Source organism: Bradyrhizobium sp. 14AA (assembly GCF_054185205.1).
Genome location: NZ_JAVAYM010000004.1, coordinates 107,284 through 131,143, shown reverse-complemented (window position 1 = coordinate 131,143; position 23,860 = coordinate 107,284). Strand labels below are relative to the sequence as shown.

Genomic DNA, 23,860 nt, shown 5'->3' with positions numbered 1-23,860 from the left:
CTCACATCATGCGTTGGGAAACGTCGATCAACTGCCGCACCAGCTCCTTCAAGGCGGCGATATCGGCCTCGTGCTTCAGCCTGTCCATATCGTCATAGGCCTGGTCGGCAAAGCCGAGCGTGAGCTGGCTGGCAATCACATTGGCGTGGCAGGAGGTCAGGATCAGCCTGAGCGCCTGCAGCGCGCGGGCGGCACCTAACCGGCTCTGCGAGGCGCCGGCGAGCGCGAAGGTGCGGTTGCGGAACACCTCGCCGCGCGCCTCGTGCAGATCGTGGACGCGGCTGACCCAGTCGATCGCGTTCTTCAGCAGCGGCGGCACCGAGGCGTTGTACTCGGGCGAGACGATCAGCACGCCATGATGCGCGCCGATCATGCGCTTGAGATTGATCGCGTGCTTGGGCACGCCGGATTTGGCCTGGAGATCGCCGTCGTAGATCGGCAGCGGAAAATCGGCGAGCGAGATGCGGGTGATGTCGACGCCGGCCTGGGCGAATTCATGGGCGGCGACCGCTGCCAGCTTCGCATTGTGCGAACCGGTGCGCAGCGAGCCGGGAATGACCAGGATTTTGGGTGCGGACATCCGCTTCCATGCGTTCGGCGAAACGAGCCCGCCGCGCAAAGGAGCATGCCGGCGGAATTAGTCCTTGCGATACACCCAGACGCGGGCCGGCGGAAGGTTCATCCAGATCCGTTCCGAGGCCTCTGTGGACACGCCGGGCAGCGATTTCGGGATCGGCGGCACCACCGCGTAGGTGAACTGCACGAAGGGCGCCCCGGGCGCGAGCGCCGTGAAGGCGTCGCGGATCAGCCGCAGCCGCGTCAGCATCGGTTTTGTGACCAGCGGCAGGCCGGAGACGACCGCGGAGGCCGGCGCGCTCAGGACGTTCCAGAGCGTGTCGCGGAGGCGATAGGCATCGCCCTGCACCACCTTGGCTTGCGGATAGCGGTCGCGCAGCAGGGCGCAGAAGCCGGGATTGTATTCGACGAGGACGAGGCGTTTCTGGTCGACGCCGCGCTCGACCAGGGCCGAGGTGATGGCGCCAGTGCCGGGGCCGAGCTCGACCACAGGTGCGTCCGAATCGATGTCGACGTAATGGGCCATGGTCCGGGCCAGCAGCTTGCCGGACGGCATGACCGCGCCCATGTGCAGGGGCTTTTCGATCCATGATCGGAGAAAGCGCACCTCGTCATCAAGACGGGGCTTCTTCAACGCACGCGCGGACGATGGCAATGGCATGTCAGGACCGGACGGGACCGCGGGACCGCGGCGTGTCAGAAAATGGTCATAAACAGGTATAGACCGCAAGCGATACGGTCAAGCCGACTCAATTCGCCCGATTACCGAAGAAATCCTTGACCTTGGCGAAGAAGCCCTCGGATTCCGGCTGGGTGTTGCCGGAGGAGAGCTTTTCGAACTCGGCCAGCAATTCCTGCTGCTTCTTGGTGAGATTCTGCGGGGTTTCGACCACGACCTGAACGTACATGTCGCCGGTCTGGCGCGAGCGCAGCACCGGCATGCCCTTTGACGCAATGCGGAACCGGCGGTTGGACTGCGTCCCGGCCGGCACCTTCACCTTGGCCTTGCCCTTTTCGATGGTCGGCACTTCGAATTCGCCGCCGAGGGCGGCCGTCACCATCGAGATCGGCACGCGGCAATGCAGATCGGCGCCGTCGCGCTGGAAGAACTGGTGCTGGGCCAGCGACAGGAAGATGTAGAGGTCGCCGGGCGGGCCGCCGCGGACCCCGGCCTCGCCCTCGCCGGCGAGCCTGATCCGGGTGCCGTCCTCGACGCCCGGGGGGATGTTGACCGACAGCGTGCGCTCGCGGGTGACCCGGCCCTGGCCCGAGCAGGACGGGCAGGCATCCTCGATCATCTGGCCGCGGCCCTGGCAGCCCGGACAGGTCCGCTCCAGCGTGAAGAATCCCTGCGACTGCCGCACGCGGCCGGCGCCGCCGCAGGTCGAGCAGGTCTTCGGCTTGGTGCCGGCCTTGGCGCCGATGCCCGAGCAGGCCTCGCAGGTGACCGAGACCGGGATCTCGATCTGCGCGGTCTTGCCGCCGAAGGCTTCCTCGAGCGTGATTTCCATGTTGTAGCGCAGGTCGGCGCCGCGCTCGCGGCCGCCGCGGCCGCGCTGTCCGGCCATGCCGAACAAATCTTCGAAAATGTCGGAGAAGGAAGAGGCGAAGCCCGCGCCGAAGCCGGCGCCGCCGCCACCCTGCTCGAAAGCGGCGTGGCCGTAGCGGTCATAGGCGGCGCGCTTGTCCTTGTCTTTCAGGACCTCGTAGGCCTCGTTGATTTCCTTGAACTTGACTTCGCTGGTGTCGTCCCCGGGATTGCGGTCGGGGTGGAACTTCATCGCCAGCTTGCGGAAGGACGACTTCAGGACGGACTCGTCGGCCGTGCGTTCGACTTCGAGGGTTTCGTAATAGCAGCGCTTGGTGGACGTGGACATGTGAGACTCGGTCTATCCAATCGCGATTCAAGTCGGAGCGAAACGACGTCGCCACACGACGATATAAGCAGCCTTCCGCCTGGCGGCAGAGGGCAGCATGGCGGCGTTCAGCATAACGGCTGGGAATTGATCGATCGTAACGGGGCCGACTTTAGAAGAGCCTTGGCCCGCCCGTCCCGACACGGCGGCCTCCCCCGCGAAGGAGGAGGCCGGTAGAGCGTGTGGGGTCCAAGCCGTCCGCATCATGACCCTCTTGGGGTTCAGGCGGACTTCTTGTTGTTCTTGTCGTCGTCGACTTCGGTGAACTCCGCGTCGACGACGTCGTCCTTGGCCGCATCCTTCTTGGCGTCGGCCTCGGCCTGCTGCTTGTACATGGCCTCGCCGAGCTTCATGGAAGCCTGGGCCAGCGTCTGGGTCTTGGCCTTGATCGCCTCGGCGTCGTCGCCCTTCAGCGCTTCCTTGAGGTCGCCGACGGCGTCCTCGATGGCGCGGCGCTCGGTCTCGCCGACCTTCGAACCGTGCTCGGCGAGCGCCTTCTCGGTCGAATGCACCAGGCCATCGGCCTCGTTCTTGGCGGTCACGGCCTCGCGGCGCTTCTTGTCCGCCTCGGCATTGGCCTCGGCGTCCTTGACCATCTTGTCAATGTCGGCTTCCGACAGGCCGCCGGAGGCCTGGATGCGGATCTGCTGCTCCTTGCCGGTGGCCTTGTCCTTGGCCGAGACGTTGACGATGCCGTTGGCGTCGATGTCGAAGGTCACCTCGATCTGCGGCATGCCGCGCGGGGCCGGCGGAATGCCCATCAGGTCGAACTGGCCGAGCATCTTGTTGTCGGCCGCCATTTCACGCTCGCCCTGGAAGACGCGGATGGTGACCGCGTTCTGGTTGTCCTCGGCGGTCGAGAACACCTGGCTCTTCTTGGTCGGGATCGTGGTGTTGCGGTCGATGATGCGGGTGAACACGCCGCCCAGCGTCTCGATGCCCAGCGACAGCGGGGTGACGTCGAGCAGCAGCACGTCCTTGACGTCGCCCTGGAGCACGCCGGCCTGGATCGCCGCGCCGATCGCCACGACTTCGTCCGGGTTGACGCCCTTGTGCGGCTCCTTGCCGAACAGCTGCTTGACGACTTCCTGGACCTTCGGCATGCGCGACATGCCGCCGACCAGAACGACTTCGCCGATCTCACCGGCGGTGACACCGGCGTCCTTCAGCGCCTTGCGGCAGGGCTCGACGGTCTTCTGAATGAGGTCGTCGACCAGCGCCTCGAACTTGGCGCGGGTGAGCTTCATGGTCAGATGCTTCGGACCGGTCTGGTCCGCGGTGATGAAGGGCAGGTTGATCTCGGTCTGCGTCGTCGACGACAGCTCGATCTTGGCCTTTTCAGCGGCTTCCTTCAGGCGCTGCAACGCGAGCTTGTCGTTGCGCAGGTTGATGCCCTGCTCCTTCTGGAATTCGTCGGCCAGGTAACCCACTAGGCGCATGTCGAAGTCTTCGCCGCCGAGGAAGGTGTCGCCGTTGGTCGACTTCACCTCGAACACGCCGTCGCCGATTTCGAGAATGGAGATATCGAACGTGCCGCCGCCGAGATCGTACACGGCGATCGTGCCGGTCTTGGTCTTGTCGAGACCGTAGGCGAGCGCAGCCGCGGTCGGCTCGTTGATGATGCGCAGCACTTCAAGGCCAGCGATCTTGCCGGCGTCCTTGGTCGCCTGGCGCTGGGCGTCGTTGAAGTAGGCGGGAACGGTGATGACGGCCTGGTCGACCTTCTGGCCGAGATGGGCTTCCGCGGTCTCCTTCATCTTCTGAAGGATGAAGGCCGAGACCTGCGAGGGCGAGTAGGTCTGGCCGTCGGCCTCGACCCAGGCGTCGCCGTTGGAAGCCTTCACGATCTTGTACGGAACGAGCTTCTTGTCCTTCTCGACCATCGGGTCGTCGTAGCGGCGGCCGATGAGGCGCTTCACTGCGAAGAAGGTGCGCTCGGGATTGGTGACGGCCTGACGCTTGGCCGGCTGGCCGACGAGGCGCTCACCGTCGTCCGTGACGGCGACGATCGAAGGCGTCGTGCGCATGCCTTCGGAATTCTCGATGACTTTGGCGTTCTTGCCATCCATTACGGCGACGCACGAGTTCGTGGTGCCGAGGTCGATCCCAATGACCTTTCCCATGGTCCTGATATCCTTCTTTTTGCGGCAGGTTGGCTGGGCCCAGAAGGCACCCGAACCGAAACCCCCTAAGATCAAACATCCGCGATATTGCGATGATTGGGGGTCATATAGGAGGGGGGGAGGGGGCCGCAAGGACCGAACGCAAGTTTCAGCCGTGAAAACATTGGGTTTTGGAAGATCATATCCGGGCTGCACCGCCCTTGCGGGTGAGGAAATATTAACAGGTACGGGCTCCAGCACCCCCCGCCACCGTGATCCGCCCCACCCTGTTACGGCAGGACCAAACCCGCTAAAAGGCGGACCGGCCGGACAGCCGCATCAACGCTGCCTCGCGCGACAAAGCGGCCCGGTGGCCGACCATCGAACGGCCTCAATGTGAACCAATCAGAGTGCCCATGAAGCTGATCCGCCCCCTCGCCGCGCTCGCCCTCCTCATTGCCTCCGCGCTTCCGGCCCTGGCTGCCGACGCCGTTTTCCCCCCTGGCCTGCGCCTCGGTATGGTGCCGCTGATCGGGCTGAGCACGGCCAAGACCTTTCCGGGCTTCGAGAGCGAGGACGGCACCGTCAAGGTGCTGATCACCGAGCTGCCGCCGGCGGCCTATGGCGAGGTCGTGAGCGCCTTCAATTCCAATCCGGCCGGCACCAATGGCGTCAAGCAGGACAAGATCGAGACCCCCGCGGGCCTCGCCTATTTCACCACCGAAAGCGGCAAGGCCGGCGATACGCCCGTGCGGCGCTATTCGATGATCGTGCCGGGCGCCGGCTTCTCCGGCTATGTCGCGGTGCAGATTCCGGACAATGCGACCAAGATCTACACCGATGAAGCGGTGCGGCAGATGTTTGCGAGCACCGTGACCCGCAAGCAGGTCTCGGCCGACGAGCAGATCGCGCTGATGCCGTTCAAGATCACCGATCTCGCCGACTTCAAGGACATTCGCACGCTGGCGCCGGGCTCCAGCATCATCCTGGCCGACGGCAACGAGAGCTCGGGCTATGAGTCGAAGCCGTTCATGATCCTCGGCCTGATCGGCGCCACCCCGCAAGCCGCCGACGACCGCGCCCGCTTCGCCCAGGAGGCCGCGCTCCAGATCCCCGGCGTGCGCGAATCGCGCGTCACCATGTCCGAGCCGATCCGCATCAACGGCCAGCAGGGCTTCGAGACCCGGATCGACGGCATCAGTGGCAAGGACAAGACCGCGGTGACCGTGGTGCAGTGGATCCGCTTCTCGAGCGGCGGCGCCTCGCTGCGCATCATCGCCAGCGCCCCGCGCGACCAATGGCCCGCCGCCTTCACCCGCTTCCGCGCCGTGCGCGACGGCATCCAGCCGAAGGGGTAGGCGAAGGCCGTCCAACACATTCGGCGTCGTCCCGGCGGAGGCCGGGACCCATACGCCGCAGCGATAGTTTTACAAAGGCCCGGAGTTACCAGCTCGTCCTGCAACCGATCCCTGTGGTTATGGGTCCCGGCCTACGCCGGGACGACGGAAAGATAGAGCCCACCCCCTCACCAATACCGGCCGCATTTTCGGGCTTCTGTTCGTATACGAACGGACCTAGGCTTCCCCAGTTGGATCATCCTAGAGGGAGGCGAATGATGCTGGATCGACGACAAATCCTCGCGGCACTTGGGACCACCGCGCTCGTGGCCCTTGCTCCGACGGCGCTCCTCGCGGCCGCATCGATCAAACCCGACGATGCTTCCGTCCTGCTCGTGATCGACGTGCAGAATTGTTTCCTGCCGGGCGGCAGCCTCGCGGTGAAGGAAGGCGAGCAGGTGGTGCCCGTCATCAATAAGATGGCAAAGGCGTTTGCGAACGTGGTGATGACGCAGGACTGGCACACGCCGGGCCACGTTTCGTTTGCGTCAGTCCACTCCGGCAAGAAGCCGTTCGAGACCGTCGATCTTCCCTACGGCAAGCAGGTGCTGTGGCCCGACCATTGCGTGCAGGGCACCGATGGCGCTTCGCTGTCAAAGGATCTTGCGATCCCGCACGCCGAGCTCATCATCCGCAAGGGTTTTCACAAGGACGTCGACAGCTACTCGGCCTTCCTCGAAGCCGACGGCAAGACCTCGACCGGACTTGCCGGCTATCTCAAGGGCCGCAAGATCAAGCGCGTCTTCGTTGCTGGCCTTGCGACGGATTTCTGCGTCGCCTGGACCGCGCTCGACGCGCGCAAGGCGGGCTTCGAGGTCTATGTGGTCGAAGACGGCTGCCGCGGCATCGACACGCAGGGCTCGCTGGCAAAAGCCTGGGCCGACATGGCCAAGGCCGGTGTGAAGCGGATTCAGTCTGCGGATATCGCGGTGAGCGCGTAAGGCGCGGCTTACGCCGCGCCGTTCGACTCGTTGCTGTTAGCGGCGGCCGCGGCCTTCGCGCCGCCCTTGGCGACACCGACCAAAGCCGGGCGCAGCACGCGATCGCCGATGGTGTAGCCGGCCTGCATGATCTGCACCACGGTGCCCGACGGCACCGACGCATCAGGCACTTCGTACATTGCCTGGTGGAAGTTCGGGTCGAACTTCTGGCCCTGCGGATCGAGCTTCTTCACGCCGTGCTTTTCTAGCGCGTTGAGCAGCGAACGCTCGGTGAGCTCGACGCCCTCGATCAGCGAGATCAGGCCGGGATCGGCCGTGGCACGAGCCTCGGCCGGAACGGCGTCGAGCGCGCGCTGGAGATTGTCGGCGATGTCGAGCACGTCGCGGGCAAAGCCGGTGATGCCGTAGAGGCGGGCGTCGGCGACCTCCTTGGTGGTGCGCTTGCGCAGGTTCTCCATCTCGGCCAGCGTCCGCAGCATGCGGTCACGCGCCTCGGCGGCTTCCTTCTGCAACAGCTCGACCGAGCCGGGCTCGGGATCGTCGGGCATGATATAGGGTTTTGACACCACGGGCTCGCCGGTCGCAGCGGTCGTGTCTTCGGGTTGCCGGTCTCGATCGGTCATCGGCTCTAATCTCGAACTCGTTTCCAGGGATTGTTGGCCCGGATATCGTGCCTAAGCGTGCGAAAATCAAGCGCCCGTGATCGGTGGAAACGCCGGTCAGCCCCCCAAAAGGCGGCTGACGATGCGGGCCGCGTAGTCCACGGTCGGGATCACGCGGGCATAATTCAGCCGCGTCGGCCCGATCACGCCCAAAACACCGACAATATGGCCGGCGGCATCCCGATAGGGCGAGATGATCGTGGAGGAGCCGGACAAGGAAAACAGCTTGTTCTCCGAACCGATAAAGATGCGCACGCCCTCGGCGGTCTCCGCGCGGCCGAGCAGGTCGATCACGCCCCGCTTGGTCTCGAGATCGTCGAACAGCAGCCGAACGCGCTCCAGATCCTCCAGCGCATGCAAATCTTCCAGCAGATTGGCGTGGCCGCGGACGATGAGCTGGCGATCCTCGTTCTCGCCCCCGGACCAGCTGGCGATGCCGGCGGAAATCACCTTTTGCGTGAGCTGATCGAGCTCGGCGCGGGCCTCCCCAAGGGCAGTTTCGAGCTCGAGCCGTGCCTCGGCCAGCGTCCGGCCGCGGATCCGGGCATTAAGGAAATTGCCGGCCTCGATGAGCGCCGAGGAGGGAACCCCGAGCGGCAGCGCCAGCACGCGGTTTTCGACCTGGCCATCCTCGCCGACCAGGATCACCAGCGCCTTTTCCGGTTCCAGGCGGACGAATTCGATGTGCTTGAGCCGCGCATTGGATTTCGGCGTCAGCACCACCGCGGCGGCCCGCGTGAGACCGGAAAGCCGCGTCAGCGCCTGATCCAGCGCCGCCTCGACCGACTGCGCCTGGCCCACGGAGGTAAGCTGGCTCTGGATCGACTGCCGTTCGGCCTCGTTGAGGTCGCCGACCTGCATCAGGGCATCGACGAAGAAGCGCAGGCCGAGTTCCGTCGGCAGCCGGCCGGCGGAGGTGTGCGGGGCATAGATCAGCCCGAGCTGTTCCAGATCAGCCATGACGTTGCGGACCGAGGCCGGCGACAGCGGCATGGCGATCAGCCGCGAGATATTGCGCGAGCCCACGGGCTCACCGGTCGCGAGATAGCTTTCGACAATTTGACGAAATATGTCGCGGGAACGCTCGTTGAGCTGGGCGAGGCCTGCGCGCGGCGCGATCAGATGGATCGGATCGTGATGGGCCACAGACGGTAACTCCTCTCAGATGCTCATAATTTGTCCATCCCGGAGGGTTCTGACAAGCGTGGCGTTCGCGGGCCCGAAATCAGGGGTGAAAAAACCTTGCCGCCTACCCTCACCCCACCTACAAGCACCGCGAATAGCCCTTTTCCGAGAGTTTTGGAGGATTTCCCATGCGGCCAAGCCGCCGTGCGCCCGACGAATTGCGCCCCGTGACGCTGGAGCGCGGCGTGGTCAAATATGCGGAAGGCTCCTGCCTCGTGAAATTCGGCGACACCCATGTGCTGGTCACCGCCACGCTGGAAGACCGCCTGCCGCCGTGGCTGAAGGGCCAGGGCCGCGGCTGGGTCACCGCCGAATACGGCATGCTGCCGCGCGCGACCTCGGAACGCACCCGCCGCGAGGCCTCCGCCGGCAAGCAGAGCGGCCGCACCGTCGAGATCCAGCGCCTGATCGGCCGCTCGCTTCGCACCATCGTCGATCTCGAAGCGCTCGGTGAGCGCCAGATCACGGTCGATTGCGACGTGCTCCAGGCCGACGGCGGCACGCGCACGGCCTCGATCACCGGCGCCTGGGTCGCGCTCGCCGATTGCATCAACTGGATGAAGGCGCGCAACATGATCAAGGCCAACGTCATGCGCGACAACGTCGCCGCGATCTCCTGCGGCATCTATCAGGGCAAGCCGGTGCTGGATCTCGACTATGCCGAGGATTCGGAAGCCCAGACCGACGCCAATTTCGTCATGACCGGCGATGGCCGCATCATCGAGGTGCAGGGCACCGCGGAACGCGAGCCGTTCACGCAAGACGAGTTCCTGGCGCTGATCGCCTTGGCGCAAAAGGGCATCGCCCGTCTGGTGGACTTGCAGAAACTGGCCGTGGCGTAGTCAATAGGCCATGCACCGCCGAATCACTGACAAGCTCGTCATCGCGACCCACAATCCCGGCAAGCTCGCCGAGATGAAGGAGCTTTTGGCACCTCACGGCGTCGAAGTGGTCTCGGCTGGCGAACTCGGCCTGGGCGAGCCCGAAGAGACCGGCAACGACTTTCGCAGCAACGCCGCGATCAAGGCGATCGCGGCGGCGCAGGCGACGAAGCTTCCGGCATTCGCCGACGATTCCGGCATCGTGGTCGACGCGCTCGACGGCGCGCCCGGCATCTACAGCGCGCGCTGGGCCGGTCCGAGCAAGGACTTCGCCGCGGCGATGGCACAGATCGAGCGGCTGTTGCAGGAGCGCGGCGCGACCGCGCCCGGCAAGCGCAAGGCGCATTTCGTCTCCGCGCTCTGCGTCGCCTGGCCCGACGATCATCTCGAAGAGGTCGAGGCGCGCGTCGACGGCACGCTGGTCTGGCCGCCACGCGGCACCGCCGGCTTCGGCTACGACCCGATGTTCTTGCCCGACGGCCACAGCCGCACCTTCGGCGAGATGGAAAGCATCGAGAAGCATGGCCTGCCGCCGCTCGGACTCGGCCTGTCGCATCGCGCCCGCGCCTTCGTGAAACTGGCGGAGATCTGCCTTGAGCCGCGCTAAGGAAGCCTTCGGCGTCTACGTGCACTGGCCGTTCTGCCTGTCGAAGTGCCCCTATTGCGACTTCAACAGCCATGTCCGCCACGCCGCGATCGACGAGGCGCGCTTCGCCTCCGCCTTCGCCCGCGAGATCGCAACCACTGCCGAGCGCGCGCCCGGCCGCAAGGTCACCTCGATCTTCCTCGGCGGCGGTACGCCCTCGCTGATGCAGCCGGCAACCGTCGGCGCCGTGCTCGATGCCATCGGCAAGCACTGGACTGTCGCTGATGACGTCGAAGTCACGCTCGAAGCAAACCCCACCAGCGTCGAGGCCACGCGCTTTGCCGGCTATCGCGCCGCCGGCGTCAACCGCGTCTCGCTCGGCGTGCAGGCACTCGACGATGCCTCGCTGAAAGCGTTGGGCCGGCTGCACAGCGCGCGCGAGGCGCTCGATGCGGTCGCGATCGCGCGCCGCTCGTTCGACCGTTATTCGTTCGACCTGATCTACGCCCGCCCCGACCAGACGCCGGCGATGTGGGCCGACGAACTGCGTCTGGCCATCGATGAAGCCGCCGAGCATCTGTCGCTCTATCAATTGACGATCGAGGAAGGCACGCCGTTCTTCGGCCTGCACCAGGCCGGCAAATTAAAGACGCCCGACGAAGCGGTCGCGCGCGCGCTCTATGACGTGACGCAGGAAACCTGCGACAAGCTCGGCCTGCCCGCCTACGAAATCTCCAACCACGCGCGGCGCGGCGCCGAGTGCCGGCACAATCTGGTCTACTGGCGCGGCGAGGAATATGCCGGCATCGGCCCCGGTGCCCACGGCCGCCTCGACATCGACGGCGTGCGCCATGCCACCGCCACCGAGAAGCGCCCCGAGGCATGGCTGATGCGGGTCGAGACCAACGGCCATGGCGTCGTCACCGACGATCTCCTCAACAGCGAAGAGCGCGCCGACGAATTTTTGCTGATGGGATTGCGCCTCGCCGAGGGCATCGACCCCGAGCGCTACAAGGCGCTCTCAGGCCGCCCGCTCGACCCCAAACGCATCGCGCTGCTGCGCGAAGAAGGCGCGATCACGGTCGATGCGACGGGACGTCTGCGCGTGACCAGCAGCGGATTCCCGGTGCTTGATGCGGTGGTCGCGGATCTCGCGGCGTAACGAGATCGCGTAGGGTGGGCAAAGCGAAGCGTGCCCACCGATTCAGTGAAATTTGCGGATAGATGGTGGGCACGGCGCAAGCGCGCCTTTGCCCACCCTACGGCAGCGCCTACGCCCCAAAACTCTTCGGTGAGCCCGCAACCGCGACGCCGCCGCCGGTCGTCACCTTCATCACCGCAAGGCCACGTTCATTCGTCCCATCCGGGCGGAAGCGGAACAGGCCGTCGATGCCGGCGAATCCGGAAGGGTTGGTGAGCACGTCGGGCGCGAAGCGCGTGGTGCCTTGCGTGCGCGCCAGCGCGGCGACGAGGGCGACCGCGTCATAGGCGAGCGTGGCAGTGCGGATCGGCTCGGCGCCATACTTGGTGCGGTAGCGGCCGGAGAAGGCGCGAAAGCCGGCCGGATCGGGCGCGGCGTAGAGACCGCCTTGCAGGTTTGCGTTCGCGTAGACGCGCGGATTGTCCCACAGGCCGGTGCCGAGCAGCTGGATGTTGCGCAAATTCGCGCCCGCGGCCGTCATCGCATCTGCGACTGAAACGACGGCATCGCCGTCATCGGCAATGAACAGCGCGTCCGCGCTACCGAGCTGCTGCGCCACGGTCCGGGCCGGCGTCGCACGATCGGCGCCGTATTTCTCGAACGCGACGATGCGCCCGCCACGTCGCGGCACCGCCGCCTTCACCGCGGCTTCGACGACGTTGCCATAGGCATTGTCGGGCACCAGCACGGCGACGGAGCGCTTTCCGATGCTGGCGGAATATTCGACGATGCGATTGACGTCGGACTCCGGCAGGAAGGAGAGCAGATAGACGCCGCGGCCGGCGATGCTGGAGTCGGTCGAGAACGCGATCACGGAAATGTTGCGGGTGCGCGCGACCTGCGCCACCGCCGGCACCGACTGCGCGAACAGCGGTCCCAGGATGATCTCGGCGCCTTCGTCGACCGCCTGCTGCGCGCCGGCCTGCGCGCCTTGCGGGCTGCCATTGTCGTCCTTGATCAGGAGCTGGATGTTCGGATTCTGGAACTCGGCCAGCGCCATCTCGGCGGCATTGCGCATCGACTGCGCGGCGAGGCCGGCATTGCCGGCCGCCGAGAGCGGCAGGATCACGGCGACCTTCACCCCACCGGTGCCGGCGGTCGTTGCCTGTTGCTGCGGACCGGCCGGCTGCGCCGGCGGCGAGGAGCTGGAGAACGGGTTGGAGAACTGGCTGAGACTCTGCTGCACGCCGGCGCAGGCCGACAGCAAGGGCGTGCCGAGCAACAGGCCGAGCGCGCTCCGTCGGGTCGCTCCCGACGATGGGGACCCCGAAACGGGAGATTTTGGATGACGCGGGCCCACCATGGCAGCTTCTCTTCTGACCAGCCCTTGCCAGCCGGTCACAACACTCAATTTCCGCGACACAACCCGCGGATTCAGGCATATTGTCGGCAAATAGTTAACCAAAACAAAAGGATAATAGTCGCTTAACGCGGCCGCACCTCGACTGCTGGCTGGCTGTTCGCCGTCCGTGACGGAGCATCAAGGCGGTGTTTCCGCCGCCAATATGGCGCTGACGCTGCATTCCCTCTCGAATGTGATCCCGGTGGATCACATTCCCGTCCCTCCTCGCCCCTAACCTTGCCTCTTGCCTCGGCACGATCTTTTTCGGAGGACCGGTTCCCAGCCCCGGGGATCATGCCTAAGTTCGATTCATTATGCGCGCAAAGCCGGCCCCGATAAATACGCCTGAAGGCACAGACGCCGCCCCGCGCGGTTTCTCCATCGACGCCCATCGGCTCCCGGCCCCCAAGGCCGCGCCGGGCCTCTATCTGGTCGCGACCCCCATCGGCAATCTCGGCGACATCACGCTGCGGGCGCTGCAGACGCTCGCCGGCGTCGACGTCATCGCCTGCGAGGACACCCGGATCACGCGGCGCCTGACCGAGCGCTACGCCATCACGGCGCAGCTCAAGCAGTACCACGAGCACAATGCCGAAGCCGCGCGCCCAAAGATCCTGGAGGCGCTCGCGGCAGGCGGCTCGATCGCGCTGGTGTCGGACGCCGGCACGCCGCTGATCTCCGACCCCGGCTTCAAGCTGGTGCGCGAGGTCTGCGCCGCCGGCCATGCGGTGTACGCGCTGCCCGGCCCGTCCTCGGTGCTGGCGGCGCTGTCGGTCGCCGCGCTGCCGACCGACCGCTTCTTCTTCGAAGGCTTTCTGCCGGCCAAATCGGCTGCGCGAAAGTCGCGCCTGACCGAGCTCGCACGCATCGATGCGACGCTGGTGATGTTCGACTCCGGCAACCGCGTGCAGGATACGCTCGCCGAGCTTGCCGAGATCATGGGAACGCGCGAGGCCGCGATCTGCCGCGAGCTGACGAAACTGCACGAGGAGATTTCGCGCGCACCGCTGCACGAGCTGGCGCGCGATGCCGAGACGCTGGAGACGCGCGGCGAATTCGTGCTGGTGATCGCTCCGCCCGCGGCCGACGCCGAGGTGCTGACGTCGGACGCGCTGGACGATCTCCTGCGCGATCAGCTCGCCGCGCACAGCGTCAAGGACGCCGTGGCGCACGCGGTCGCGCTCTCGGGCCGGCCGCGCCGCGAGGTCTATGCCCGCGCGCTCGAGCTCGCCAAGGATTTGCGGGGCGGCGATGGCGAAGACTGAGGGCGAAGCGGAACCGAAAGTCGCCTCGCCCGAACGCGTCGCCGCGTTCCGCACCGGTATCTCGGCCGAAAGTCGCGCTGCGGCCTATCTCATGGCCAAGGGCTATCGCATCCTGGCAAAACGCTACCGCACCCCGCATGGCGAGATCGACCTCGTCGCCCGCCGCCGTAACCTCATCGCCTTCGTCGAGGTCAAGGCCCGCGCCAGCCTCGACGAGGCCGCCTATGCAGTAACCCCACGCCAGCAGCAGCGCATCATCAACGCCGCCCAAGGCTGGCTCGTGGCGCATCCCGAGCATGCCGAATTCGAATTGCGATTCGACGCCATGCTGATTGCGCCGCGCTCGCTTCCGCGCCATGTGTTGGCGGCATTCGACGCCTCGACCTGAAAGGCAGACCATGAAACTGAACGTCGCCGTCCAGATGGACCCGATCGCCCGCATCAACATCAAGGGCGATTCCACCTTCGCGCTGCTCCTGGAGGCGCAGAAGCGCGGCCACGGCCTGTCCTATTACACGCCCGACAAGCTCTCGATGGTCGGCGAGGAGATCGTGGCGCCGGTCCAGCTTCTGACCGTGCGCGACGAGCCGGGCGACCATTTCACCCTCGGGGAGCCCAAGCGCGAGGCGCTCAACGGCTTCGACGTGGTGCTGCTGCGCCAGGACCCGCCGTTCGACCTCGCCTACATCACCTCGACGCACCTTCTGGAGCGGATCCATCCGAAGACGCTCGTGGTCAACGACCCGGCCTCGGTGCGCAACGCGCCGGAAAAGCTGTTCGTGATGAACTTTCCGCAGCTGATGCCGCCGACCCTGATCTCGCGCGACATCGACGAGATCAACGCGTTTCGCGACAAGCACGGCGCCGTCGTCATGAAGCCGCTGCACGGCCATGGCGGCGCGGCGGTGTTCCGCGTGATGCCGCAGGACATGAATTTCGGCTCGCTGTTCGACATGTTCTCGGTGACGTTCAGGGAGCCCTGGGTGATCCAGCAGTTCATCCCCGAGGTGCGGCACGGCGACAAGCGCATCATCCTCGTCAACGGCGAGTTCGCCGGCGCGGTGAACCGCGTGCCTGCCGCCGACGATCTCCGCTCCAACATGGTGCGCGGCGGCGCCGCGCAGGAGACCGAGCTCACCCCGCGCGAACGCGAGATCTGCGCCACCGTCGGCCCGGCGCTGCGCGAACGCGGCCTGTTGTTCGTCGGCATCGACGTCATCAACGGCAACCTCACCGAGATCAACGTGACATCGCCGACGGGCATCCGCGCCATCGCGCGGCTCGGCGGCCCGGATGTGGCGGCGAAGGTGTGGGACGTGATCGAGCAGAAGCGGAAGAAGTAGCGGTCTGCAATGATTGCGTTGGGGAGTCCGCGATCTCTCCCCAACGTCGTCCCGGCGAAGGCCGGGACCCATAACCACAGGGCAAGGTTTGACGAAAACTCGTCGGTATTCCTGCCTTCTACACTCGAAAGATCACGCGGTATGGGTCCCGGCCTTCGCCGGGACGACAGCGGTGTTGTGGCGCGTGCTCCCGTCTCATCGGCGCCTCTCCACTAACCACCCGTTCACCATGACGCCCCGCGCATCGTTCGAACGCGTGAGCGCGCACTGCGTGAATCTACGGGGCCGCTGGCCGACCGGATAACGCGTCGTTCACCATCTGCCGAAAACCCCTAGCGCGGCCGGCGATCCCATCCGGCCTCGCAACACCCCTTATACTTTTACTCCCTACTCATCGACACGGGGAACCCGCCAGGTGCGGTTCGAGTGCCCCGCGTAAGAGTAGAGGCGTATGAATACCGCACGCATTGTCGTTCTCGTCATCGCGCTGGGCGCCGGCGGCGTCGCTGCGTATCTGGCAAGCGGCTACGACAACAAGCCCGCGCCGGCTCTGCCCGTCGCCGAGAAGCTTCCGACCGTCGAAATTCTCGTCGCCAAGAACGACATCCAGCTCGGCCAGGCCGTGAGGCCCGACGACCTGCTATGGCAGGTGTGGCCGGCATCGACCTCGAGCGGCGCCTTCATCCGCCGCGACAGCAGACCCGATGCGCAGAACCAGATCGCCGGCTCGATCGCCCGCGTGCCGTTGATGCAGGGCGAGCCGATCCGCGAGCAGAAGCTGGTCAAGGCCGAAGGCTCCGGCTTCATGGCCGCGATTCTGCCGACAGGCATGCGCGCCGTGTCCACCGAGATTTCAGCCGAGACCGGCGCCGGCGGCTTCATCCTGCCGAACGACCGCGTCGACATCGTCCTGACCCGCCGCCTGAAGAATCCCGACGGCGCCAACGGCCAGGCCGCCGGCAATGACCTCATCCTGTCCGAGGTGATCCTGACCAACATCCGCGTGCTCGCGATCGACCAGGCGCCGAAGGAAAAAGACGGCCAGAACGCCGTGGTCGGCAAGACCGTCACGCTCGAGCTCAAGCCGGACCAGGTCGCAACGCTCGCCGCCGCGCGCCAGGGCGGCACGCTCCAGCTCGCGCTGCGGAGCATCGTCGATGCCAACGCCGTCGACGGCACGCCCGAGGACCAGACAACCAAACGTTCCGCTGGGGTCAACGTGATCCGCTACGGCGTGCAGACGCGGCAGCTGACGTCACAGAAGTGATGGGGATAGCATGAACTACGGGGATGATCGGACGGGCCTGCGCATTCGGGGGAAGCGCACGTGCTCGTTCTGGACGGGGGCGATGCTGATGCTGGGGCTGTTCGCGGCTCCCGACCGGGTCAGGGCCGCGGATACGCCGGTCGGCGACCAGGCGCCGCTGCAAGTGCCGGATCTCGGCGTGGCGTCGGTCGGGTCGATCGCGCCGGCGAAGACGCGTTTTCTCTCGCTTGGCGTGGGCAAATCTGTCGTCATCGACCTGCCGCGCGAGGTCAAGGACGTGCTGGTGGCCGATCCCAAGATCGCCAACGCGGTGATCCGCTCAGCCCAGCGCGCCTACATCATCGGCGGCCAGGTCGGCCAGACCAATGTCGTGTTCTTCACCGCCGACGGCCAGCAGGTCGCCTCCTACGACATCGCGGTGAAGCGCGACCTCAACGGCATGCGTGCCGCGTTGCGCTCATCGCTGCCGGGCGTGCAGATCGAAGGCGTCGGTGACAGCGTCATGCTGACCGGCTCGGTGTCGAGCCCGGTCGAGGCCCAGCAGGCCGGCGACGTCGCCGCCAAACTCGTCGGCGGCTCGGACAAGGTCGTCAACAATATCGTCGTGCGCGGCCGCGACCAGGTCATGCTCAAGGTCGTCGTCGGCGAAGTGCGCCGCGACATCGTCAAGCAATTGGGCGTCGATCTCAGCGCCAGCCTGAACGCCGGCACCGCGGTGGTGAATTTCAACAACTCCAATCCGTTCTCGGCCAGTGGCGGTCCGATCGTCGGCAGCAACGGGCTCGGCGTGGCCGGTCTTGCCAAGGGCGTCGCCACCGTCAGCGCCACGATGCGCGCGATGGAGAGCGCCGGTGTGATGCGTACGCTGGCCGAGCCGAGCCTGACGGCGATCTCGGGTGAATCCGCGACCTTCATCGCCGGGGGCGAATTCCCGATCCCCGGGGGCTACGCCTGCGATCCGGTCACCCACGTCTGTACCACCCAGGTCACCTACAAGAAGTTCGGCATCTCCCTGAACTTCACCCCGGTCGTGCTCAGTGAGGGCCGCATTAGCCTGCGCGTGATGACCGAGGTCTCGGAGCTGTCGAACACGAACTCGATCACGCTGACGCAGGCGGTGTCCTCGACCGCGAGCAACTCGATCACCATCCCCTCGATCCAGACCCGTCGCGCCGAGACCACGCTGGAAATTCCCTCCGGCGGCTCGATGGCGATGGCCGGCCTGATCCAACAGCAGACCAAGCAGGCGATCAACGGCCTGCCCGGCGTCGACCAGGTGCCGATCATCGGCGCGCTGTTCCGCAGCCAGGACTTCGTCAACAACGAGACCGAGCTGATGGTGATCGTGACGCCTTATGTGGTGCGCGCGGTCGCCCAGAAGGAATTGTCGCGGCCCGACGACGGCTTCGCGCCGGCCTCGGACGCGCAGACGGCGCTGCTCGGCCGCATGAACCGCCTTTATGGCATCGCGCGCCGCGTCGATCCGATCAACGGCACGCCCGACGATTTCGGCTTCATCATCGACTGAGACGAACGGCTTTGGGAACGGGCTGGCTTGGGAACAGGCTTGGGGAACGGGGCAGCGGGGCTAGAGGGGGATGAAGCGATGACGAAGACCACGGCCGATCGACGTCGCAAGTTGGGTGTCGCGCTGGCACTGACGGGGCTCTCCGTCATGCTCGGCGCCTGCAACACCACCGGCGAGATCGTCACCCAGACTGTGCCGACCGACTATCGCCAGCGCCACCCGATCGCGGTGCAGGAAGGCAAGAAGTCGATCGTGATCTTCGTCGGCAAGGCGAGAGGCGGCCTCTCGGCCGCGCAGCAATCGGACGTCGCGGGCATTGCGCGGGACTGGACGCGCGAAGGCACCGGCTCCGTCGTCGTCGACGTGCCCGTCGACACCGCGAATTCGCGCGCAGCGGCGGCAAGCTATCAGGAGATCCGTTCCGTGCTGGCGTCCGGCGGCGTGCCGTCGCGTGCCATCGTCCGGCATTCCTATCGGCCCGAGGATCCCGGCCTGCTCCCCACCATCCGCCTGAGCTATTCGAGGATCGCCGCGGTCGCCGGCCCCTGCGGGTTGTGGCCGGAAGACGTCGGACCGTCCATCCTCGATCCCGGCTACAACGAGAACCGGCCCTACTTCAATCTGGGCTGCGCCAGCCAGCGCAACCTCGCGGCCATGATCGACAATCCGGCCGACCTCGAGCAGCCACGCGCCGAGACGCCGGCCTATACCGCACGGCGCGACATCGCCTTCGAGCGCTATCGCAAGGGCACCGCGATCGCCACTCCCAATCCCGAGGCCGACAAGGCCAAGCTCAGCGACACCGGCAAATGACAGGCATTCACGACGACGAAGCGGACGGTCCGCAGCACCCCGAGGAACACATTGCGCCGGTTCCTCGCATCTCGGTGCAGGCCTTCTGCGAGACCGATCAGACGCTCGCCGCGGTAACCGCGGCGGGCGAGGATCGCCGGCTCGCCAAGGCGCACCTCACCGCCAGGGACGGCGGCCTCGCCGCGGCGATCGAAGTCTACGAATCGATGCCGACGCCGAACGTGATCGTCATCGAGTCCGACGGCACGCGCGACATCCTCGAGGGCCTCGACGACCTCGCCGGCGTCTGCGATCCCGGGACCCGCGTGGTCGTGATCGGCAATCCCAACGACACCGCGCCCTATCGCGAGCTGGTTCGCCGCGGCGTCAACGACTATGTGGTGGGACCGGTCGAAACCCTCGACGTCGTCCGCTCGATCTGCAGCCTGTTCTCGGCCTCCGAAGCCATCATCACCGGCCGCGTCATCGCGGTGGTCGGCGCCAAGGGCGGCGTCGGCGCGTCCACGGTCGCGCACAACGTGGCCTGGACCATTGCACGCGACCTCTCGCTCGATTCCGTCGTGATCGATCTCGACCTGGCCTTCGGTACCGCGAGCCTCGACTACAACCAGGACCCCGTGCAGGGCATCGCCAACGCGGTGCTGTCGCAGGATCGGCCGGACACGGCGCTGATGGAGCGCCTGCTCGCCAAATGCACCGAGCGCCTCAGCCTCCTTGCTGCGCCTGCCACCCTTGACCGCGTCTATGATTTCGGCGCCGAAGCCTTCGACGCGGTGTTCGACACGCTGCGCATGACCACACCCTGCATCGTGCTCGACGTTCCCCATCAATGGTCGGGCTGGACGCGGCGCGCGCTGGTCAACGCCGACGACATCGTGATCGTGGCCGAGCCCGATCTCGCCAATCTGCGCAACACCAGGAACATGCTGAGCGTGCTGAAGGCGGCGCGGCCCAACGACCGGCCGCCGCTGTACTGCATCAACCAGGTCGGCATGCACAAGCGCGCCGAGATCGAGGTCAAGGCGTTTGCCAAGACCATGGAGAGCCAGCCGATCGCGGTGATCCCGTTCGATTCGAAGCTGTTCTCGACCGCCGCCAATAACGGCCAGATGATCGCGGAGGTCTCCAAGAACCACCGCACCACCGAGCTGTTCCAGAACATGGCGAACCGCCTTGCCGGACGCGGCGAGGTCAAGAAGCCGAAACGCTCGCTGCTCGGACCGCTGCTGAAGAAGCTGAAGGGCAGGTCAAACCGCAGCTCAGCGCCGCATCGCAAGGCGTCGTAAGGAGCTGAGCTCGCAAAGACCGGGAAGAGGGCGGACTATTTGTCCGCCCTTTGCTGTTTCTTGGCCAGCACCTGGCGCAACGCCGCAATCTTCGCCGCAGCCTGATCCGGCGGCAAATCTGCCTTCACGAGGATTTCGGCCTCGGACTGGCGGCCCTGCAATCCCAGCACGACCGCGAGATTGGCGCGGACCCGCGCATCGTTCTGATTGCGCTGATAAGCGCGGCCGAGCACCTGTTCGGCCTTCGACAGATTGTTTTGCAGCATATAGGACAGGCCGAGATTGGACAGCACGGTCGGCTCGTCGGGGACGATCTTCAGCGCCGCGGCGTAATATTGCTGCGCCTCCTCGTTGCGGCCGAGCTGATCGAGCGCGGCGCCCTGCGCCGACAGGATGCGCCAGTCCGGATCCTCGGGCGAATGCGCGCGGCCCAGCACGTCGAAAGCCTGCTGGAAATTGCCATTGTCGGCGAGCGCGCGGCCGTAGCCGGCGAGCAGCGCCTTGTTACTGGGATGGGCGAGCACGGCCTGCTCGAGCACGGCGACCGCTTGCGCGCGCTGGCCGCTCGCGCGCAGCGCCTTACCGTAATCGAGCGCGAGGTTGGGATCACCGGGCTTGGCGCGATAGCGCTCGCGCAATGCATCCATGTCCGACTTCGGATCGGCCTTGCTGGCCGTTTCCGACTTGCCGCCGAGCGCGCCGGTCACGTCCTCGATGCCGACGGTCTGGCAACCGCCGAGCGCGAGCACGAGGAGCGCGGGAAGCAGCAATCTCGCCGGGGGGGAGGCGAGGGACGAACGCTTGGACATACTCTGATCACTCGGCGACTGATCAGAGATGCTTACCGATTAACGCTAAAGTCCCGTTAAGGGACGGGCCTTTCCGGCCCTAGTCGGTGAACTCGGCACCGAATTCGCAGCCGATGCGCCAGCGCAGGCGGCACTGGCGGGAATAATCAGGCGCGAAGATGATGGTGAATTGCGGCGGCACTTCCAGGAATTCCGCCACCACTTTCACGCCACCGTCCGAGATATCCGTGATCGTGCAGTCCCTGGGCAGCGAGCCCGCGCCAAAATGAATCTTGGCGAGCCGGCTGCACACCCGACGTTCGCTTCTCCGGCGATTTGCAAGCATTTGAATTGTTCACCCGTTAGACCACGGCCCATCCCGCAGCCCTAGGAGTAGCGGACATTCGTTGGAATGTGCTGAGAACAGCCGCTCGCATTCGAGGCGTAGTGTCGAGGTCGCGTTGACGACTTGTTAGGGCTTGCGTGGCTCCGGAAATGTTCCCGTATTGTTCTTGCGAAGCTCGTCGCTCCCTGCTACCCTTGATTGTGCGAAAGGGCAGGCTGGTTCGGGCATGGTTCAGCGGGTTTCTACCGTCGCCTTTGAGGGGATCGAGGCCCGTGCGGTCGACGTGCAGGTGCAGGTCGCGCCGGGTCTGCCGGCCTTCGCCATCGTCGGCCTGCCGGACAAGGCGGTGTCGGAGGCGCGCGAGCGGGTGCGCTCGGCGCTGATCGCCTCCGGCCTGGCCCTGCCGGCGCGGCGGATCATCGTCAATCTGGCGCCGGCCGACGTCCCGAAGGAAGGCAGCCATTACGACCTGCCGATCGCGCTCGGGCTGATGGCGGCGATCGGCGCGATCCCGCCGGACGCGCTGACGGGTTTTACCGTGCTCGGCGAGCTCGGCCTCGACGGCTCGATCGCGCCGGTGGCCGGCGTGCTGCCCGCCGCGATCGGCGCCAACGAGCGCGAGGAGGGGCTGATCTGTCCGGCGGCCTGCGGCTCCGAAGCGGCTTGGGCGAGCCCCGACATCCAGATCATCGCGGCCCAATCGCTGATCCAGATCGCCAACCATTTCAAGGGCACGCAGGTGCTGTCGCGGCCCTCACCGAAAGTGCACGAAGCCGCCGCCTCCACGCTCGACCTGCGCGACATCAAGGGCCAGGAAAGCGCCAAGCGCGCGCTGGAGATCGCAGCCGCCGGTGGGCATCACCTCCTGATGATCGGCGCGCCCGGCGCCGGCAAATCGATGCTGGCGGCACGCCTGCCCTCGATCCTGCCGCCGCTCTCGCCGGGCGAATTGCTCGAGGTCTCGATGATCGCCTCCGTCGCCGGCGAGATCGAGGGCGGCGCGCTGACCGCGCGGCGGCCGTTCCGTTCGCCGCATCATTCCGCCAGCATGGCCGCGCTCACCGGCGGCGGCATGCGCGCCAAGCCGGGCGAGATTTCGCTGGCGCATCAGGGCGTGCTGTTCCTCGACGAGCTGCCGGAGTTCGATCCGCGCGTGCTGGATTCGCTGCGCCAGCCGCTGGAGAATGGCGAGGTCGCGGTGTCGCGTGCCAATCACCGCGTCACCTACCCTGCCCGCTTCATGCTGGTCGCGGCGATGAATCCGTGCCGCTGCGGCAATGCGTTCGAGCCTGGCTATGCCTGCAAGCGCGGCCGCATCGACCGCTGCACCGGCGATTATCAGGCGCGCATCTCCGGCCCGCTGATGGACCGTATCGACCTGCGCATCGAGGTGCCGGCGGTGACGGCGGCCGATCTGATCCTGCCGCCGCCGGCGGAAGGCTCAGCCGAGGTCGCCGCGCGCGTGGCAGCGGCGCGTGACATCCAGCTCGCGCGCTATGCCGATGCCGGCCTGCCGCAGATCCGCACCAATGCCGAAGCGCCGGCGTCCGTGCTGGAGGACATCGCAAAACCCGACGCGCAAGGTCAAAAGCTGCTTCGCGATGCCGCCGAGACCATGCGGCTGTCGGCACGCGGCTATCACCGCGTGCTGCGGGTTGCGCGCACGCTCGCCGACCTCGACGGCGCGGACAAGATCGGCCGGCTGCATCTCGCCGAAGCGCTGTCCTACCGCGCACTCGCGGAGGATGTGCGGCAGCTGGCTTGATCATTCTGCGCATCAACCCGGCGGTAACGAGTTTCCTTTACGCTCTGCAAACCATAAGGCCCAAGAGTTCCCGACGCGGGTTCTCACCGTGAGTTCCCCGGGGCCTGGCGAGTAGAGTGTCATGTTGCGTTTCAAGATCCTGGCCTCGGTTGTTCCCCTATTGGCGGCTGCGGTGTTCGCCCGCAGCGAGATCGGATCGGTCTCGCATCCCTGCATCGCCCTCGGCGACACCTCGGTCGAGCTGACATCCCTGTTCTGGACCGCCGGCACGCATGTCGCCTTCACCGACGATCCGGAACGGGCCACGGTGCGGGTTCAGATCACCGACGATGCCGATGCCGCGGACTTCGCGGTCGTGGACGACGGCCTCGGCTCCGAGCCGGATTCCTGCCAGGCCAATCCATCGACGCGCCTGATCTCGATTGCCGCGCAGCCCGTCGACGGCGGCCAGGTGATCTATCTCTCCACCGAGGGGCCGGCGGATTACCGCATCTATGTGCGCTCCAAGACGTTCTCACAGCGCGAGGCCGCGGCGCTGATCGTCGGTGCCCATGGCGGCCACCGCCCGCTCCCGCTCCAGGCCGCCTCGCTCTGAAGCGTTAACACTTCGTCAACCCTGTTTGGAGGCAGCGCGAAAGCCTCAAGCTGTTCGCAAGGTCGGCGCGACATC

General features: G+C 66.2%; 23 protein-coding genes. 14 read left to right on the top strand and 9 right to left on the bottom strand.

Annotated elements, in window-relative coordinates:
- Position 1: 1 nt before the first annotated feature.
- The 4 genes from RAD15_RS10610 to dnaK all read right to left on the bottom strand — a co-directional run bounded on the left by RAD15_RS10610 (position 2) and on the right by dnaK (position 4,615).
- Positions 2-580 (bottom strand): NADPH-dependent FMN reductase, encoded by a 579-nt coding sequence (locus RAD15_RS10610; protein WP_458177026.1) that lies wholly within the window; start codon positions 578-580, stop codon positions 2-4.
- 57 nt (positions 581-637) lie between these two features.
- Positions 638-1,237 (bottom strand): class I SAM-dependent methyltransferase, encoded by a 600-nt coding sequence (locus RAD15_RS10605; RefSeq protein WP_027561640.1) that lies wholly within the window; start codon positions 1,235-1,237, stop codon positions 638-640.
- A gap of 88 nt (positions 1,238-1,325) precedes the next feature.
- Positions 1,326-2,453, bottom strand: a complete 1,128-nt coding sequence (gene dnaJ / locus RAD15_RS10600) for a molecular chaperone DnaJ (protein ID WP_458177024.1) — start codon at positions 2,451-2,453, stop codon at positions 1,326-1,328.
- Between the two features lie 260 nt (positions 2,454-2,713).
- Positions 2,714-4,615 carry a molecular chaperone DnaK gene (gene dnaK / locus RAD15_RS10595; protein ID WP_458177022.1) on the bottom strand — a complete coding sequence of 634 codons (1,902 nt, stop codon included), beginning with the start codon at positions 4,613-4,615 and terminating at the stop codon, positions 2,714-2,716.
- A 395-nt stretch (positions 4,616-5,010) separates the two neighbouring features.
- Here dnaK and RAD15_RS10590 point away from each other — a divergent pair, with 395 nt between their 5' ends.
- Both RAD15_RS10590 and pncA read left to right on the top strand, forming a co-directional pair.
- Positions 5,011-5,952: a hypothetical protein gene (locus tag RAD15_RS10590; protein ID WP_458177020.1), complete on the top strand. Its 942-nt coding sequence runs from the start codon at positions 5,011-5,013 to the stop codon at positions 5,950-5,952.
- Between the two features lie 257 nt (positions 5,953-6,209).
- On the top strand, positions 6,210-6,932 hold the full coding sequence (pncA, locus tag RAD15_RS10585; RefSeq protein ID WP_458177019.1) for a bifunctional nicotinamidase/pyrazinamidase: 723 nt from the start codon (positions 6,210-6,212) through the stop codon (positions 6,930-6,932).
- Positions 6,933-6,940: 8 nt separating this feature from the next.
- On the opposite strand, the gene grpE is transcribed toward pncA, so the two are convergent.
- Both grpE and hrcA read right to left on the bottom strand, forming a co-directional pair.
- Positions 6,941-7,555 (bottom strand): nucleotide exchange factor GrpE, encoded by a 615-nt coding sequence (gene grpE, locus RAD15_RS10580; RefSeq protein WP_458177018.1) that lies wholly within the window; start codon positions 7,553-7,555, stop codon positions 6,941-6,943.
- A 96-nt stretch (positions 7,556-7,651) separates the two neighbouring features.
- Complete coding sequence (gene hrcA, locus RAD15_RS10575) at positions 7,652-8,740, bottom strand: heat-inducible transcriptional repressor HrcA (protein WP_458177016.1); 1,089 nt, start codon at positions 8,738-8,740, stop codon at positions 7,652-7,654.
- 167 nt (positions 8,741-8,907) lie between these two features.
- Here hrcA and rph point away from each other — a divergent pair, with 167 nt between their 5' ends.
- From rph to hemW, 3 genes are read left to right on the top strand one after another with little or no spacing between them, the layout of a single operon-like run.
- Entirely contained in the window at positions 8,908-9,621 is a 714-nt protein-coding gene (rph, locus tag RAD15_RS10570) for a ribonuclease PH (RefSeq protein WP_458177014.1), read from the top strand.
- 10 nt (positions 9,622-9,631) lie between these two features.
- Positions 9,632-10,267, top strand: a complete 636-nt coding sequence (gene rdgB / locus RAD15_RS10565; protein WP_458177012.1) for an RdgB/HAM1 family non-canonical purine NTP pyrophosphatase — start codon at positions 9,632-9,634, stop codon at positions 10,265-10,267.
- Complete coding sequence (hemW, locus tag RAD15_RS10560) at positions 10,254-11,408, top strand: radical SAM family heme chaperone HemW (RefSeq protein ID WP_458177010.1); 1,155 nt, start codon at positions 10,254-10,256, stop codon at positions 11,406-11,408. Before rdgB ends, hemW begins: the two co-directional genes overlap by 14 nt.
- 109 nt (positions 11,409-11,517) lie before the next feature.
- Here hemW and RAD15_RS10555 read toward each other — a convergent pair whose 3' ends face one another.
- Complete coding sequence (locus tag RAD15_RS10555) at positions 11,518-12,750, bottom strand: penicillin-binding protein activator (RefSeq protein WP_458177008.1); 1,233 nt, start codon at positions 12,748-12,750, stop codon at positions 11,518-11,520.
- Positions 12,751-13,103: 353 nt separating this feature from the next.
- Between RAD15_RS10555 and rsmI the strand changes: the two genes are divergently transcribed.
- The 7 genes from rsmI to RAD15_RS10520 all read left to right on the top strand — a co-directional run bounded on the left by rsmI (position 13,104) and on the right by RAD15_RS10520 (position 20,291).
- A complete protein-coding gene (gene rsmI, locus RAD15_RS10550) occupies positions 13,104-14,054 on the top strand; it encodes a 16S rRNA (cytidine(1402)-2'-O)-methyltransferase (RefSeq protein ID WP_458177006.1) in 951 nt (316 codons plus the stop codon).
- Positions 14,041-14,442 (top strand): YraN family protein, encoded by a 402-nt coding sequence (locus tag RAD15_RS10545; protein ID WP_458177004.1) that lies wholly within the window; start codon positions 14,041-14,043, stop codon positions 14,440-14,442. The genes rsmI and RAD15_RS10545 overlap by 14 nt, the downstream gene beginning before the upstream one ends.
- Before the next feature lie 10 nt (positions 14,443-14,452).
- Entirely contained in the window at positions 14,453-15,397 is a 945-nt protein-coding gene (gene gshB, locus RAD15_RS10540; RefSeq protein WP_458177002.1) for a glutathione synthase, read from the top strand.
- 451 nt (positions 15,398-15,848) lie between these two features.
- A complete protein-coding gene (cpaB, locus tag RAD15_RS10535) occupies positions 15,849-16,664 on the top strand; it encodes a Flp pilus assembly protein CpaB (RefSeq protein WP_458177000.1) in 816 nt (271 codons plus the stop codon).
- 10 nt (positions 16,665-16,674) lie between these two features.
- Complete coding sequence (locus RAD15_RS10530) at positions 16,675-18,192, top strand: type II and III secretion system protein family protein (protein WP_458176998.1); 1,518 nt, start codon at positions 16,675-16,677, stop codon at positions 18,190-18,192.
- Positions 18,193-18,270: 78 nt separating this feature from the next.
- Positions 18,271-19,005, top strand: a complete 735-nt coding sequence (locus RAD15_RS10525; protein WP_458176996.1) for a CpaD family pilus assembly protein — start codon at positions 18,271-18,273, stop codon at positions 19,003-19,005.
- Positions 19,002-20,291 carry an AAA family ATPase gene (locus RAD15_RS10520; RefSeq protein WP_458176994.1) on the top strand — a complete coding sequence of 430 codons (1,290 nt, stop codon included), beginning with the start codon at positions 19,002-19,004 and terminating at the stop codon, positions 20,289-20,291. Before RAD15_RS10525 ends, RAD15_RS10520 begins: the two co-directional genes overlap by 4 nt.
- A gap of 35 nt (positions 20,292-20,326) precedes the next feature.
- On the opposite strand, the gene RAD15_RS10515 is transcribed toward RAD15_RS10520, so the two are convergent.
- Together RAD15_RS10515 and RAD15_RS10510 are read right to left on the bottom strand one after the other, a co-directional pair.
- Positions 20,327-21,100 (bottom strand): tetratricopeptide repeat protein, encoded by a 774-nt coding sequence (locus RAD15_RS10515; RefSeq protein WP_458176992.1) that lies wholly within the window; start codon positions 21,098-21,100, stop codon positions 20,327-20,329.
- 79 nt (positions 21,101-21,179) lie between these two features.
- The gene (locus tag RAD15_RS10510) at positions 21,180-21,425 is read right to left on the bottom strand and encodes a PilZ domain-containing protein (RefSeq protein ID WP_011083489.1); all 246 of its coding nucleotides are present in this window, start codon (positions 21,423-21,425) and stop codon (positions 21,180-21,182) included.
- A 226-nt stretch (positions 21,426-21,651) separates the two neighbouring features.
- Here RAD15_RS10510 and RAD15_RS10505 point away from each other — a divergent pair, with 226 nt between their 5' ends.
- Together RAD15_RS10505 and RAD15_RS10500 are read left to right on the top strand one after the other, a co-directional pair.
- Positions 21,652-23,190 carry a YifB family Mg chelatase-like AAA ATPase gene (locus RAD15_RS10505; protein ID WP_458176990.1) on the top strand — a complete coding sequence of 513 codons (1,539 nt, stop codon included), beginning with the start codon at positions 21,652-21,654 and terminating at the stop codon, positions 23,188-23,190.
- Between the two features lie 121 nt (positions 23,191-23,311).
- The gene (locus tag RAD15_RS10500) at positions 23,312-23,785 is read left to right on the top strand and encodes a hypothetical protein (protein WP_458176988.1); all 474 of its coding nucleotides are present in this window, start codon (positions 23,312-23,314) and stop codon (positions 23,783-23,785) included.
- The last annotated feature ends 75 nt before the right edge of the window (positions 23,786-23,860 follow it).

Coding starts and splice junctions, on each gene's coding strand:
- RAD15_RS10530 (WP_458176998.1), top strand. CDS start 16,675: ATGAACTACGGGGATGATCGGACGGGCCTGCGCATTCGGGGGAAGCGC.
- RAD15_RS10555 (WP_458177008.1), bottom strand. CDS start 12,750: ATGGTGGGCCCGCGTCATCCAAAATCTCCCGTTTCGGGGTCCCCATCG.
- rph (WP_458177014.1), top strand. CDS start 8,908: ATGCGGCCAAGCCGCCGTGCGCCCGACGAATTGCGCCCCGTGACGCTG.
- RAD15_RS10525 (WP_458176996.1), top strand. CDS start 18,271: ATGACGAAGACCACGGCCGATCGACGTCGCAAGTTGGGTGTCGCGCTG.
- rsmI (WP_458177006.1), top strand. CDS start 13,104: ATGCGCGCAAAGCCGGCCCCGATAAATACGCCTGAAGGCACAGACGCC.
- RAD15_RS10505 (WP_458176990.1), top strand. CDS start 21,652: ATGGTTCAGCGGGTTTCTACCGTCGCCTTTGAGGGGATCGAGGCCCGT.
- RAD15_RS10500 (WP_458176988.1), top strand. CDS start 23,312: ATGTTGCGTTTCAAGATCCTGGCCTCGGTTGTTCCCCTATTGGCGGCT.
- RAD15_RS10590 (WP_458177020.1), top strand. CDS start 5,011: ATGAAGCTGATCCGCCCCCTCGCCGCGCTCGCCCTCCTCATTGCCTCC.
- cpaB (WP_458177000.1), top strand. CDS start 15,849: ATGAATACCGCACGCATTGTCGTTCTCGTCATCGCGCTGGGCGCCGGC.
- RAD15_RS10545 (WP_458177004.1), top strand. CDS start 14,041: ATGGCGAAGACTGAGGGCGAAGCGGAACCGAAAGTCGCCTCGCCCGAA.
- pncA (WP_458177019.1), top strand. CDS start 6,210: ATGCTGGATCGACGACAAATCCTCGCGGCACTTGGGACCACCGCGCTC.
- rdgB (WP_458177012.1), top strand. CDS start 9,632: ATGCACCGCCGAATCACTGACAAGCTCGTCATCGCGACCCACAATCCC.
- dnaJ (WP_458177024.1), bottom strand. CDS start 2,453: ATGTCCACGTCCACCAAGCGCTGCTATTACGAAACCCTCGAAGTCGAA.
- RAD15_RS10605 (WP_027561640.1), bottom strand. CDS start 1,237: ATGCCATTGCCATCGTCCGCGCGTGCGTTGAAGAAGCCCCGTCTTGAT.
- gshB (WP_458177002.1), top strand. CDS start 14,453: ATGAAACTGAACGTCGCCGTCCAGATGGACCCGATCGCCCGCATCAAC.
- grpE (WP_458177018.1), bottom strand. CDS start 7,555: ATGACCGATCGAGACCGGCAACCCGAAGACACGACCGCTGCGACCGGC.
- RAD15_RS10515 (WP_458176992.1), bottom strand. CDS start 21,100: ATGTCCAAGCGTTCGTCCCTCGCCTCCCCCCCGGCGAGATTGCTGCTT.
- RAD15_RS10610 (WP_458177026.1), bottom strand. CDS start 580: ATGTCCGCACCCAAAATCCTGGTCATTCCCGGCTCGCTGCGCACCGGT.
- dnaK (WP_458177022.1), bottom strand. CDS start 4,615: ATGGGAAAGGTCATTGGGATCGACCTCGGCACCACGAACTCGTGCGTC.
- RAD15_RS10520 (WP_458176994.1), top strand. CDS start 19,002: ATGACAGGCATTCACGACGACGAAGCGGACGGTCCGCAGCACCCCGAG.
- RAD15_RS10510 (WP_011083489.1), bottom strand. CDS start 21,425: ATGCTTGCAAATCGCCGGAGAAGCGAACGTCGGGTGTGCAGCCGGCTC.